This window comes from Actinomadura macra NBRC 14102, assembly GCF_001552215.1.
Classification (GTDB): Bacteria; Actinomycetota; Actinomycetes; order Streptosporangiales; family Streptosporangiaceae; genus Spirillospora; species Spirillospora macra.
Genome location: NZ_BCQT01000004.1, coordinates 176,529 through 189,706, shown reverse-complemented (window position 1 = coordinate 189,706; position 13,178 = coordinate 176,529). Strand labels below are relative to the sequence as shown.

The window sequence follows — 13,178 nt, the reverse complement described above, 5'->3', positions numbered from 1 at the left end:
ATCCTTTCACCTGCTCCGAACGGTGATGCTGCCCGACGGGCTGTTTCCTCCCCGTTAGGAGAATCGGGCGTCCGCCGGAAACACGGGGGAAACGCGCCGTCGCGTTGCATCGCTCTCTGTCCGGCCGGAACGGGTCCGGCCGAGGAGAAGAGGAGACGAGCGGATGCGACTGCGGATCATGGTGGCCCTGCCGCTGGCGATGACCTTGGCGCTCACCGGATGCGGTTCGGACGGTGACGGCGACGACGGGAAAGTGGCGACCGTCGGGGGCGCCAAGCAGGGCGGACCCGCCGCCACCAAGAGCCTGAGCCGGGACGAGATGGGGGTGAAGTACGCCCAGTGCATGCGCCAGAACGGGATCCCGATGGAGGATCCGAAGCCCGGCGGCGGAATCCAGCTCAAACTCGACCAGCGGACGAAGAAGGAGACGGTCGACAAGGCGATGCAGGCGTGCCGGCAGTACAACCCGCAGGGGGACGGCTCCGGCAAGCCGGACCCGGCCCAGCAGGAGCGGGGGCGCAAGTTCGCCGAGTGCATGCGCCAGAACGGGGTGGAGAAGTTCGCCGACCCCAAGCCGGGCCAGCAGGGAATCATGATCGACGGCAACATCGCCGAGGACCCCGAGTTCAAGGCGGCCCAGGAGAAGTGCCAGGAGATCATGGCGGGCGGCCGCAAGTGAGGAGACGCTGGCGGATCGTCCTCGCCGCCGCGGCCGTCGTCGTGGTGGGCGGCGGCACCACCGTCGCGGCGCTCGGCGCGGGGAGCGAGGGGGGCGGCGGCCCCGCGTCGGCGCTGCCGCCCAACACCACGAAGGTGACGAGGCAGACCCTCAAGGACACCCAGACCGAGGACGGGCAGCTCGGCTATGGCCCGACCTTCACCGCGACGAGCCGGCTGCGCGGCACGATCACCAAGATCCCCGAGAGCGGCGACGAGATCACCCGCGGCCGTCCGCTGTACGAGGTGGACGGCGACCCGGTGATGCTGATGTACGGTTCCCGGCCCTCGTACCGTCCGCTGCGGGTCGGGACGGAGGGCGCGGACGTCCGCCGGTTCGAGAAGAACCTGGCCGCGCTCGGCTACGACGGGTTCACCGTCGACGACGAGTACACCGCCGACACCGCCGACGCCGTCCAGGAGTGGCAGGACGACCACGGGCTGGCGGAGACGGGCGTCGTGGAGCTCGGCCGGGTGGTGTTCGCGCCCGGGGCCGTCCGAGTGGACGGCCTCCAGGCGGGCGCGGGCGACCCGACGGGTCCCGGCCAGAAGGTGCTCACCTACACCGGCACCGACAAGGCGGCGACGGTCGAGCTGGAGACCACCGACCAGCGGATGGCGAAGAAGGGCGCCGCGGTCGAGGTCACGCTGCCCGACGAGGAGGCCGTGCCCGGCAAGATCGACGAGGTGTCCACGGTGGTGGAGCCGGGCTCGGCGCAGGGGGAGGATCCGACGACCAAGGTGGAGGTCACCGTGTGGCTGAGGTCGAAGAAGGCCCGCAAGGCCGCCGCCGCGTACGCGCTGGCGTCGGTGGACGTCACCTTCACCGCCGGGCAGCGCGAGGACGTCCTGACCGTGCCGGTGTCGGCGCTCGTCGCGCTGGCGGAGGGCGGCTTCGGGGTCGAGGTCGTCAAGGGCGGCACCTCGTCCTACGTGGCCGTCACGACCGGGCTGTTCGCGGACGGGAAGGTGGAGGTCTCGGGTCAGGGGATCGCCGAGGGCACGGTCGTGGGGATACCGAAATGATCAGACTGCGGGAGGTGACGAAGCTGTACCCGGGCGGCGTCCACGCGCTCGCGGGCGTGTCGCTGCACGTCGAGCCGGGGGAGCTGGTCGCGATCGTGGGGCCGTCCGGCTCGGGCAAGTCGACGATGCTCAACGTCCTCGGCACCCTGGACCGGCCGACGTCCGGCGAGGTCCACATCGACGGGCACGACGTGGGGAGGCTCTCCGACGCGAAGCTGTCGGCGCTGCGCGCGAGCCGTATCGGGTTCGTGTTCCAGCAGTTCCATCTGGCGCCGGGCACGCGGGCGCTGGACAACGTCGCCGACGGGCTCCTGTACTCCGGGCTGCGGTCGGCGGTGCGGCGGCGCCGCGCCGCCGAGGCGCTGGACCGGGTCGGGCTCGGCCACCGGATGGGCCACGAGCCGCACGAGCTGTCGGGCGGCGAGCGGCAGCGCGTCGCCATCGCCCGCGCCGTCGCGGGAGAGCCCCGGCTGGTGCTCGCCGACGAGCCGACCGGCGCCCTGGACTCGGTGTCGGGGGACGGGGTGATGGCGCTGCTGCGCGAGCTGCACGCCGCCGGCACCACCGTCGTGATCATCACGCATGACCGGGAGATCGCCGCGAGCCTGCCCCGCCAGGTCCGGATGAAGGACGGCCTGGTGGTCTCCGACTCCGCGCTGATCGAGGTGCGGTGATGGCGGCGACCCCGGTCCCGTCCGCCCCGGCGGGCGGCGGCGCACTGCGCCCGGCCCGGTTGTGGCCCCGCGACGTGCTCAAGGTCGGCGCGGTGGGGCTGCGCACCCGCCCGCTGCGGGCCTTCCTGTCCGCGCTCGGCATCGCGATCGGGATCGCGGCGATGGTCGCGGTGGTCGGCGTCTCCTCGTCCTCGCGCGCCGACCTGGACCGCGCGCTCGCCGCGCTCGGCACCAACCTGCTGACCGTCGCGCCCGGCAACACCCTGACCGGCGAGAAGGCCGAGCTCCCCCTCGAAGCGGAGGACATGGTCGGACGCATCGCTCCGGTGCGGGAGGTCTCGGCGGTCGGGCTGGTGGACAAGGCCAAGGTCTACCGGACGGGCAGGATGCCCGAGACGGACACCAACGGCATCGCCACCTACGCTGCCCGCGTCGACCTGCGCGCCGCCACCGGCGCCGCGCTGCGCAGCGGGACCTGGCTGAACGCGGCGACGAGCAGCTTCCCGGCGACGGTGCTCGGCTCGTCCGCGGCGGAGCGGCTCGGGATCGGCCACGCGGGACCGGACGTCCAGGTGCTCATCGGCGGCCGGTGGTTCACCGTCGTCGGCATCCTCAAGCCGGCTCCGCTGGCCCCCGAGCTGGACGTCGCCGCGCTGGTCGGCTGGCCGGCGGCGAAGACCCGGCTCGGCTTCGACGGGCATCCGACGACCATCTACACACGGTCGCGGGACGCGAGCGTCGAGCAGGTCCAGAGCGTGCTCGGCGCGACCGTCAACCCGGCGGCGCCGAACGAGGTGGAGGTGTCGCGGCCGTCCGACGCGCTGGCGGCGCGGAAGGCGGCGGGCGAGGCGTTCACCGGCCTGCTGCTCGGGCTCGGCGCCGTGGCGCTGCTAGTCGGCGGAGTCGGGGTGGCCAACACGATGGTCATCTCGGTCCTGGAGCGTCGCTCGGAGATCGGCCTGCGCCGGTCGCTGGGCGCGACGCGCGGGCAGGTCCGCACGCAGTTCCTCGCGGAGTCGCTGCTGCTGTCATCGCTGGGCGGTGTGGGCGGCGCTCTGCTCGGGGCTCTGGTCACCGGCGTCTATGCCCTCACCCAGGGCTGGCCGGTCGTCATTCCCTTGTGGGCCGTCCTCGGCGGCATCGCCGCCACCTTGATCATCGGTGCGGTGGCGGGGCTCTACCCGGCGATCCGCGCGTCCCGGCTCAGCCCCACCGAGGCGCTGTCCGCCGCTTGAGCGTCCCGTCCATGCATGGGTAAGGCGTTATGGGTGAGAGATCCGGTATGGGCGAGACTGAGGAATCCGAGCCCGTGACCGTCGTGTTCACCTGGGACGTCAAGCCAGGGCGCGAGCGCGAGTTCGAGGAGTGGGCGGACGGCATCCACCAGGCCGCGAAACGGCACTCGGGTCACGAGGGGGCGACATGGCTGCGCGCCGAGGGGTCCAGACACCGGTACTACACCGTCCTGAACTTCGCCGATCAGGAGCGGCTCGACCGGTGGCTGGACTCCGCGGAGCGCAAGCAGTGGCTCGACCGGCTCGGCGGGCTCGCGCGGGAACGCCGGCACGGCACGAGCGGTCTGGAGACCTGGTTCAGCCTCCCGGGCGAGGCCGTGCCGGCACCCTCCAAGATCAAGATGATCATCGTGACGTTCGGTGCCGTCTACCCGCTCAGCATCGTGCTCCAGGCGTTCGTCGCCCCGCAGACACAGGCGTGGCCGCTCGCGCTGCGCGCCCTCACCTTCCCGGTGATCATCGTCCCGCTGCTCACCCTGCTGGTCATGCCGGGACTGAGCCGGATGTTCCGGCGCTGGCTCTACCCGGCAGGGCGGACGCACCGCCCGGCCCGTCCGGGACGCTGACCCTTCACCGGCCCGGGTCGAGAAGGTCCTGCAACTCCCGGATGGCCCCGCGCAGCTCGCGGGCGAACACGTGCATCGCGTCAGCGACGGGCTCCGGGGTGCTGAGGTAGACGTTGAAGCTGTCCGCCAGCAGGACGTAGGCGACGCCGATGCACTGCTCGCTGGTCGACCCGAACCCGAAGTACCGGATATGGACCGACGGTGCGGAGCTGGTGCTCAGATAGTCGTCGCGCATCGTCACCCAGCCGGGCGAGTCGAACAGCGGCAGCGGCCCGGTCACCCCGAGCTCCGCGCCCCGCCGCTGCTGGATCAGCTGGAGCTCCCAGAGATGCTGCTCGGGCGCGTCGCCGGCCTGGCACTCCTTCGCCCGCCGGACATGCGCCTGCGCGGCGGCACGGAAGGCGGCCGCGCGATCGGCCGCCCCCGCCGCGGGGTCGTCCATGGCCGCCACGAAGCGCAGCACCTCCGGGGTGACGACGCGCATCGCCTCGGTCCGGCCGCTCCGGTACTGCCGGGTGGCGATCGACTCATAGGTCGCGCCGGTGAAGCCCTTCGCGCGCTTGTGCGCGAGCTGGTAGGCCATCTGCACGAACGCGTCGGGGGAGACGCCCAGCGCCTTGGCGCGCTCGGCACCGAAGTCGGCGAACCCCACGGTCTGCGTCGCGGTCGCGGCGGCGTAGGCGGCGAAGGACGCGGCGGCGTCCCGGACGTCGGCGCGCAGGCCATCGTCCAGGACGAACTCGACCGGCTCGATCGCGGGCAGCCCCTGGGAGCGCGCGCCGGACTCGCGGGAGTGTTGCTCGGCCGGCGTGCCGAGGACCGTGTCGACGAAGCTGAGGATCGTGGTGCCGTCCAGCTCGCAATGCTCCACGTTGATCCCGGCCCGGCCGTCGCCGAACACGATCAGCGACACCGCCTTGTCGAACCACCGGCCGGCGCTGTCGCCGTGCAGGAGCTGGTCGCACGCCTCCTGGATGCCGGCGGGCGCGAAGTCCTCCAGGCTGACGCAGAAGAGCGCCGTCTCCACCTCGTCCAGGGCGGCCCTGTTCGCGGGGTGGACGGACAGGAGCGCCTCCCGGCTCGCCGCCCACTCCGCGCGGGCCTTGGTGGTGAGGTGTCCGGTGGACGGTGCCAGCCCCGGCTCCGCCTTCATGATCGTGCGCAGGCCGGCCTGGAGCTCGTCGAGCGTGTGGGGTCGCCCGTCGGGGCCCACCACATCCATCCGGATCATGTTGCCGCGGAAGAACACCAGGATGTGCCGGGCCGTGGACGGCCCCGGCTCGGCCACCGAGTACGGCGCGCGCACGGTGTCCTGCTCGGCGCCTGGGATGCGCGTCGTCGAGAACAGGAACCGGTTCTGTTCCATCGACAGTGGCCGGCCCCGCTGGACGATGGGCGGGACCTCCTCCGCGTCCAGCCGCAGCTTGTAGGCCAGCGCCCCGGCGATGAGCCCGGCGGCCCGCTCGACCTGCCCCTCGCCGGTGTCCTCGAAGAGGAAGAAGAAGTTCGCGTTGAGCGCGATGCGGTCGCGGCGGCCCAGGTACCGGTACGGCCAGAAGGTGTCGAGCCAGCTGTGCACTCCCTCGCTCGCGTCGTAGCGTTCGAGTGCGGCGTGCAGAGTGCGGCCAGGGCCGTCCGGGCGCAGGAACGAGGCCAGCGCGGCGCGCGTCCGCTCCAGCCCGGCGTCCGACAGCAGCGGGGCACACCACTCCAGGAACCGCTCGCCGGTCGCGTCGAGCGTGGGCAACGGTACGCGGGGCAGGCCGTCCTCATTGTCGAAGGTGCGGGGAGAGGGCTGCCGCTTCGCGGTCTCCCCGGCGGCCTTCCCGGCATTCTCCTCCGCGTTCTCGCCGGTGCTGCGGGTGGTGTTCACTGCGTTCCTCGATCTCTGGGATTCCCGTGCGGCCTTTCAGCCGGGCCGCGAAATATAGAGCTGCGCGTAGAGCCAGCCGCCGGTCTCCAGACCTTGCGGATCGACGCCGACGTCCGATAGCCGGTCCAGGACGAGCGATTGCTCCTCCGGGGTGGCGAACCGGCGTTGCCGGAAGAACCCGTCGCGGCGGACGGTCCGGTATCCCGCCCCGGCGAGGCACTCGGCGATCGGGGCGAACGGGAACATGCGCAGAACGAAATGCGCCATCCACGGCCGCCGCGTGCCATGTGCCTCGATGATGCGGGAAATGGTCTTCTCCGTGACGTACCCGAGACAACCGGTGGAGATGACGAGATCGGTCTCGGCGAGCTGTTGGCGTTGTGTGTCGGTCGGTTCACCGTCCTCCAGATCCGCGTGGACGGCGCCGTCCAGGAATCCGGCCTCGATGGCGTAGGAAAGGGCGTTGTCCGAGGCGTCCAAGCCGAGGAAACGGACGTGATTCGCAGGTTCACCGGAACGGACCAGCTCCCGGTCGCGGGCCAGTAGGGTGCCGCGCGTCTGCCCTTGCGCGTCCGGGCCACTGTAGCGATCGTACAGCTGAGCCATGGTCGCGTCGTATTTGAGCAAGGCCGCATTGATACCGTAGGAGCAGCCGATATCCAGAACGCTCGGCGCCGCAGTGCCGTAGGCATCCCGGTATTCGGTGATGAGTCGGGAGAAGTGCGGCTTGGCTAGTTCGGGAATGTTGTAGTCGAGCTCACGCAGCGTGCTGAAGTAGGAGCGGGGGTCGGGCCGCGTGTAGATGTGGTCGAGGGAGATTTTTCCGGTCGTGTCGACGCGCACGGTCGCGTTCCTTCCTGGCGGGCGAAGGGTGGATCGACGTGGCTCGGACGTTCAGATCGTCGGCGACCCCCTAGTCCAGCAGCCGGTCGACCCGGACGGCGCGCCCCTCGGCCGCCAGGTGCTCGGGCAGCACGCGGCCGAAAAGCTGCCGCGTGCGCGCCACGCTGCCGATGACCCCGGGACGTTCGCTGTAGGCGAGAATTGCCGTGTGCCGCGCCTGCCTGCCGTGCACCGGGGTCACCCGGTGCAGCGAATAGCGGCCCTTGAACAGCTGTAGATCCCCCGGGCGCAGCCTCAACCGCCGGATCAGATGCCCGCCCTCCCCGGTCAGCACACTCCGGACGTCACCGAAGTTCTCCGCCTCCGCCGACCTGATGTTCGGACAGTATTCGAAGACACCGCCACCCGTCGGCTCCTGCGTCATCAGGGTGACCGTGAACTCGTTGGTGTCGAAGTGCCAGGGATGCTCCATCCCCGGGCCGACGACGTTGAGGCACAGCCCCGACAACGGGTCACCGAGCTCGTGCACCCGCGGCAGCCCGAAGCAGCTCGCGACGAAATGTTGGAAAAGCGGGCTCGAATACAACCGGTGCACGATGAACGTCGGGGGAATGTCGTCCCGTGCGACGAAGGCGTTACCGCGCTCCACGATGATACGTCCGGGATGATCGTCTGGCAATGAGGAGCGCAGGTCGATGTTGTAGGCATTCACGGTTTCCACGTCGTAATGCGCTAGCGGTGCGACCGTAGCGCATTCTTCACGCAAGCCGCTGTGCAATGACGTGGCGATGAAGTCGGGGAGTACGCAGCACCCGGAATTGGCCAGCTCGTCCTGGACGCTGGAAACGACGCTCTCCCAGGCCGCGCCTGTCGCTTCTGCCAGCGGATAGCGCGCCGTGTTGACCACCTGTTCGACCGCCCGAGCCTGCGCCGCGACCATGAAGATCCTTCCGCGTGAGCGAACCTCAACCGGGTTTTAGCACAGTCCTCCGGACAATTCACCGTGGTGATTTCGGACGCGGCTTATCGGGAACCGATAGGCCGCGCCCGTGACCTGTGACTTCAAACGTTCCCGGGCGGCGGTCCGGGACCTTCGCGGGCCCACGGAATGTGTTCCATCTCACGCGACCGATACGGGAAGCCGCCGACCCGTCACGCGGTGGCGTCCGCACGGCAGGGCGTCCACCGCTCGAAAATTGATCAACTTTCTGCGAACCTTCCCTTACGCGGCGGCGTCACCCTCTGGTGGGATGCCTGGTTGAGTGCGAGCAAGGGGTTGGGCGTGGCGGACTGGCGGCTGTCAGAGTTCATCGAGGCGCGGGAGCTCGGGCGCGGGGCGCAGGGGCGGGTCGTCCTCGCCCACCACGCCGAGTCCCGCACACCCGTGGCGATCAAGTACCTGGCGCGGGGCGACGCCGCGGCCCTCGCCGGCCTACGCGCCGAAGCGCAGATGCTCGGCCGGTTGACCAGCCCCTATGTCGCGCGGCTGTACCGGTTCGTGGAGAGCGAGCACGGCGCGGCCATCGTCATGGAGGCCGTCAACGGGGCGTCGCTCAAAGCGGTGCTCGCCGAGCACGGGGCGCTGGCACCGGAGGCGGCGCTGCTCGTGCTGAAGGGGTCGCTGCTCGGGCTCGCCGCGGCGCACTCGGTCGGCGTCGTCCACCGTGACTACAAGCCCGCGAACGTCGTCGTCCAGCCGGACGGGCTGAGCAAGCTGGTCGACTTCGGCGTGGCCGTCCTCGCCGGGCAGGGATCGTTCGCCGGGACGCCTCTCTATATGGCACCGGAGCAGTGGCGCGGCGAGCCCTCCACGCCGGCCACCGACGTCTACGCCGCCACCTGCGTGTTCGTCGAGTGCGTCACCGGACGGCGCCCCTACGCGGCCGGCGAGCGGGCCGCGCTGATGAATCAGCACCTGACCGCCCCGGTCGACGTCGCGGACGTGCCCGCGCCGCTGCGCCCGCTCGTCGTCCAGGGCATGGCGAAGGGCCCCGAGGAACGGCCCCCCGGCGCCGCGGCGTTCGTCACGCAGTTGGAGAGCGCGGCCGTCGCCGCGTACGGGACGGACTGGGAGCAGCGGGGCGTGCGCGCCCTCGCCGCCGCGGCGGTCGCGCTGGCGGCGCTGTTCCCGCTCGGCGCGCTCACCGTCGCACCGGGTGCGGCGGCGGGTGCGGCGGGCGCGGCCGGCACGGCGGGCGCAGGCACGGCGGGCGCCGGCTCGGCCGCGGGAGGCGGCATGGGTACGGCCGGGAGCGTCGGGACGGGCGTCGGCAAGGGCTTCCTCGCCACGGCCGTCGGCAAGGGCACCGTCGCGGTGGCCGGCGCCGCCGTCGTCGCCACGTCCGCCACCACCGCGGTCTACGCGACGAAGGACTCCACGGACAAGTCCCCGCCGCCCGTGGCGATCGTCAACGTCGCGTCCCAGACCCAGACGATCGGCAACGTGCAGATCCAGAACGCGAAGTACGTGACCGTGAGCGGTCTCGGTGACCCCGCCCTCGAACGCCGTATCAACCAGACCCTCCGCGCGCCCCTGGACCGGCTCATCGAGATCGGGACGGGCAGCTCGACCCCGTCCCGGTGCAAGGGCAAGCCCACCAAGGTCTTCACACAGGCGCGGGCGGGGCTGCGCGGCCCGCGGCTGGTGTCCGTCCGCTACTTCATGGTCTCCGACTGGTGCCAGGCGGCGGACGGCGCGCCCGGCGGCGAGGTCGTGACCGTCGATCTGCGGACCGGCAAGCGGCTCACCGCGACGGACGTCTTCCGTCCCGAGGTGCTGACATCCGCGGGTGCGGCGCGGCTCCAGTCGCTGGTCACCCAGCGCGTCGGCCAGGGGCGCCGGTGGAGCGACTGTTCACCCGACGGCAGGTTCAAGCGGGCCGACTTCTTCCCCGAGAAGGCCGCGGTCGGGACGATCAAGGGGATGGAGATCGACCCGCCGCGCCTCAGCGCCTTCTTCACCCCCGGCGAGTTCCAGCTGTCATGGCTGCACGGGGGCAGCGACGGCTGCGGTGACCTCGACTTCGGTGGCCCCTATGCGCGCATCCGTCCCCTACTGAAGCCAGAGATCGCCGCGCTGCTGCCCACGTAGCCGCCTGCGCCCAGGCGATGGCGTCCGGGCGGGTCAGGCCGGTGATCTGCACCGTTCGGATGGGTAGGGGCCTTTGCACGGGTTCCGCGATCGGCGGGCGTGACGGAGGAAGGACGATGGAGCAGGGCCGCGGTGAGCGGATGCTGGGAAGGCTGGTGGCGGCGAGCCACCTGATGGCGCTGGAACAGCTCCCGGTGGTGGTGGCGGAGCACGCCGCCCGCGCCGGCCTCCATGACGTGCTGATCTACGTCGTGGACCTCCAGCAGATCGTCCTCAGGCTGCTGACGGGCCGCGGCGAGGACGCCGGAGGCGGGCCGGGCGGTGCGGAGCGCGAACTCCGGGTCGACGGGACGCTGGCCGGTCGCGCCTTCCAGAGCGTGCAGACCGTGACGGGGCACTCTCCCTCCGACGTCACCTGCCACTGCTGGGTGCCGATCCTCGACGGCATCGAGCGGCTCGGCGTGCTCCGCGTCACGATCGAGCGCGACGACAAGGAGGCCCTGCGCGACGCCGAGGCCCTGGCCGGCCTCATCGCGCTGATCATCGTCAGCAAGGGGCCGTCCAGCGACTCCTTCGCCCGGCTGGTGCGCCGGCATGACATGACGGTGTCGGCGGAGATGCAGTGGCGGCTGATGCCGCCGATGACCTTCGCGACCGACAGGGTGGTCATCGGCGCGGCGCTGGAACCCGCCTACAAACTCGGCGGCGACACCTTCGACTACGCGCTCGCGGGCGACATCGTCCGACTCGGCGTCTACGACGCGATGGGCCACGACACCTCCGCGGGCCTGACCTCCAACCTCGCCGTCGCCGCCTGCCGCAACAGCCGCCTCCAGGGCGCCGACCTGCCGGGGGCAGGACGGGCGATCGAGGAGGTGCTGGGAGAGCAGGACCGGTCCGGCCGGTTCGTCACCGCCGTTCTCGCGGACCTGGACCTCGGGACGGGGATCTTGACCTGGGCCTCCTACGGCCACCCCCTGCCCGTCGTGATCCGCGGCGGCCGGTGGGCGGCCACGCTGGACTGCTCGCCGGGCACCCCGCTCGGCACCGGCCTCGGCGTGGAGCCGGAGATCTGCCGTGAACAGCTCGAACCCGGCGACCGTCTGCTGCTCTACACCGACGGGATCGTCGAGGCCCGCGACCCGCAGAAGCAGGAGTTCGGCCTCCAGCGCTTCGTCGACTTCATCATCCGCCGCAACGCCGACGGGCTGCCCGTGCCCGAGACGCTGCGCCGGCTCATCATCAGCATCCTGGAGCACCACGCCGGGCGGCTGGACGACGACGCCACCGTCCTCGTCCTGGAATGGCGTGGACCGGCACCACCCGGCCGCACCAAGAAGGGGGCGGTGCAGACGTAACCGCGCCGGGCGCCCCTTCTGTGGGGTACCCGGCGCGATGCGTGTCGTTGTCAGGCGTCAGTGAGGGGCGCGGGGGCCGGGCCCTGCACATAGCGGACGGCCAGCCGAACCAGCTGGCGCGCGGTCTGGAAGAAGATCAGCGCAAGCCCGACCAGCGGGAGGGCGAGCAGCAGGATCTGCATGCCGGAGGTGATGAGGTGGAGCGGATCGGCTCCGGTCATCGCGGCGTCCCACAGCCGCCGCATCATCCCCCAGTCCTTGGAGACCAGGCTGGGGACCTGAATCGTGATCAGCCCGATCTGGAAGACCAGCACCGGGATGACGGTCAGCACCCAGAGGGTGACGAACAGCTGCGGCCAACGCTTGAGGTCCTGGAGCCGCTCGTCCGCGGGACGCCGGAGGACGGTGCGGCGCAGGATCGGCCCGATGTACTTGAACAGGTCCGGGACCCCGACCAGGTCGGACATGATGTAGTACCCGTCGAACCGCAGGGTCGGCAGGAGCTGCTGGATGATCTCGATGTTCACGTACAGGACGGCGACGAGCAGCGGTTCGTAGCCGGTCCGCAGATACACCAGGGTCAGCGCGACGATGAAGATCCCGTTGAAGTAGACGCCCGCGAGATCGGCGCGCAGCCGCCCGCCGCGTCCGAGCCGGTACGACTCGGTGATGTCGGTGTAGAAGGCCGGCCAGACCAGGTAGATCCCGCAGCCCATGACACCCGGGCGGACGCCGCCGTAGCGGCAGGCCGTCGCGTGCCCGACCTCGTGGAACGCGCACGACGCGATCCCGAGGGCCATGATCAGCAGGATGCTCTCGGGGTTGTAGATCACATGCTGGAGCGCGTCCACCAGCGACCGCGTGCCGAGCAGCCACACCTCGCTCAGCACGATCGCCGCCACCGTGAAGATCAGCACGAGCGGGCGGAACAGCCAGCCGAACACGCCGCCGATGAACCAGGTGACCGACTCGGGGAACACCGCGAGCTTGAACCGCAGCGCCAGGAAAGGGTCGGCCTTGACCAGTGGCGGTGACGTGCCGTCGCTGTAGGTCGTGACGCCGAGCGGGGCGAGCTTGCGGTCGACGAGGTAGACGACCTGCTCGCCGGTCAGCCGCGCGCCGGCCTTCTCGCTGACATCGGCGGCGACCAGGTCGAGCGCGGACTCGACGTCCGTTCCCGCCAGGTGACGATGGTCGTGCAGGGATTTCGCGACGAGGAACAGCAGCGGAGGCAGCCGCACGAGCTGCCGGTTGGGCAGGCAGACCAGCTGGGGCTGCTCCCGGTATCCGGAGTTCTTGAACTCGCCGACGAACTCGGTGCCGTCCGCAAGCGCGGGAAGGGTGAGGGCCGAGGGCGGCTCGGCTCCGTCCACACCCGGATTCGCCGTCGTGCTCATGAGTGGTGCTGGACCACGGTGCCGGGGACGCAGGTCAGCGAGGAGTACGGCGCCTGGGCGAACAGGCCCGTCCCGAGCAGCCCGCTGGTTCCGGGTGAGAAGGTCGACTGGCAGGCATAGACGATCGTGGTGTCGGAGCCACCGCCGCCGTCGGCCACCGCCCCGGTGGACAGCAGCAGTCGCTGCGGGAGGACCTCGGGGACCAGATGGTCGAGGTCCGCGTAGCTGAGCGTGCGAGGGTGTGTGTGGCGCATCAGGTCGCTTTCGCGTTGTCCGGAAAGAGGGGGAAGGGCCGGCGGGAGAACGCCAGCCCTTCCCTAGCGGGCCAGAGCCCGCGA

Annotated in this window: 12 protein-coding genes; 7 read left to right on the top strand and 5 right to left on the bottom strand. The window is 71.0% G+C overall.

Annotated elements, in window-relative coordinates; translation table 11 throughout:
- Nucleotides 1-163: 163 nt before the first annotated feature.
- Genes AMA02S_RS41370 through AMA02S_RS05590 form a run of 5 tightly spaced genes read left to right on the top strand, consistent with a single transcriptional unit; the run spans nt 164 to nt 4,278 of the window.
- Nucleotides 164-679: a hypothetical protein gene (locus AMA02S_RS41370; RefSeq protein WP_067452655.1), complete on the top strand. Its 516-nt coding sequence runs from the start codon at nt 164-166 to the stop codon at nt 677-679.
- On the top strand, nt 676-1,743 hold the full coding sequence (locus AMA02S_RS05605) for a peptidoglycan-binding protein (RefSeq protein ID WP_067452652.1): 1,068 nt from the start codon (nt 676-678) through the stop codon (nt 1,741-1,743). Before AMA02S_RS41370 ends, AMA02S_RS05605 begins: the two co-directional genes overlap by 4 nt.
- On the top strand, nt 1,740-2,417 hold the full coding sequence (locus tag AMA02S_RS05600; RefSeq protein ID WP_067452648.1) for an ABC transporter ATP-binding protein: 678 nt from the start codon (nt 1,740-1,742) through the stop codon (nt 2,415-2,417). Before AMA02S_RS05605 ends, AMA02S_RS05600 begins: the two co-directional genes overlap by 4 nt.
- Nucleotides 2,417-3,652 (top strand): ABC transporter permease, encoded by a 1,236-nt coding sequence (locus AMA02S_RS05595; protein WP_067452645.1) that lies wholly within the window; start codon nt 2,417-2,419, stop codon nt 3,650-3,652. Before AMA02S_RS05600 ends, AMA02S_RS05595 begins: the two co-directional genes overlap by 1 nt.
- A 47-nt stretch (nt 3,653-3,699) precedes the next feature.
- Nucleotides 3,700-4,278 (top strand): antibiotic biosynthesis monooxygenase, encoded by a 579-nt coding sequence (locus AMA02S_RS05590; RefSeq protein ID WP_067452642.1) that lies wholly within the window; start codon nt 3,700-3,702, stop codon nt 4,276-4,278.
- A gap of 4 nt (nt 4,279-4,282) precedes the next feature.
- Here the strand turns inward: AMA02S_RS05590 and AMA02S_RS05585 are convergent, their stop codons facing one another.
- The 3 genes from AMA02S_RS05585 to AMA02S_RS05575 all read right to left on the bottom strand — a co-directional run bounded on the left by AMA02S_RS05585 (nt 4,283) and on the right by AMA02S_RS05575 (nt 7,934).
- A complete protein-coding gene (locus AMA02S_RS05585) occupies nt 4,283-6,151 on the bottom strand; it encodes a choline/carnitine O-acyltransferase (RefSeq protein WP_084264684.1) in 1,869 nt (622 codons plus the stop codon).
- 36 nt (nt 6,152-6,187) lie between these two features.
- Nucleotides 6,188-6,994, bottom strand: a complete 807-nt coding sequence (locus AMA02S_RS05580; RefSeq protein ID WP_067452639.1) for a methyltransferase type 12 — start codon at nt 6,992-6,994, stop codon at nt 6,188-6,190.
- A 70-nt stretch (nt 6,995-7,064) separates the two neighbouring features.
- Nucleotides 7,065-7,934 carry a HalD/BesD family halogenase gene (locus AMA02S_RS05575; protein ID WP_067452636.1) on the bottom strand — a complete coding sequence of 290 codons (870 nt, stop codon included), beginning with the start codon at nt 7,932-7,934 and terminating at the stop codon, nt 7,065-7,067.
- Between the two features lie 318 nt (nt 7,935-8,252).
- Here AMA02S_RS05575 and AMA02S_RS43415 point away from each other — a divergent pair, with 318 nt between their 5' ends.
- Complete coding sequence (locus tag AMA02S_RS43415; RefSeq protein WP_218004861.1) at nt 8,253-10,085, top strand: serine/threonine-protein kinase; 1,833 nt, start codon at nt 8,253-8,255, stop codon at nt 10,083-10,085.
- 116 nt (nt 10,086-10,201) lie between these two features.
- Nucleotides 10,202-11,443, top strand: coding sequence for a PP2C family protein-serine/threonine phosphatase (locus tag AMA02S_RS05565; protein ID WP_218004860.1), 1,242 nt, complete (start codon nt 10,202-10,204; stop codon nt 11,441-11,443).
- Nucleotides 11,444-11,493: 50 nt separating this feature from the next.
- On the opposite strand, the gene AMA02S_RS05560 is transcribed toward AMA02S_RS05565, so the two are convergent.
- Both AMA02S_RS05560 and AMA02S_RS05555 read right to left on the bottom strand, forming a co-directional pair.
- A complete protein-coding gene (locus AMA02S_RS05560) occupies nt 11,494-12,840 on the bottom strand; it encodes a hypothetical protein (RefSeq protein ID WP_067452630.1) in 1,347 nt (448 codons plus the stop codon).
- Entirely contained in the window at nt 12,837-13,094 is a 258-nt protein-coding gene (locus AMA02S_RS05555) for a hypothetical protein (RefSeq protein ID WP_067452627.1), read from the bottom strand. Before AMA02S_RS05555 ends, AMA02S_RS05560 begins: the two co-directional genes overlap by 4 nt.
- Between the last annotated feature and the right edge of the window lie 84 nt (nt 13,095-13,178).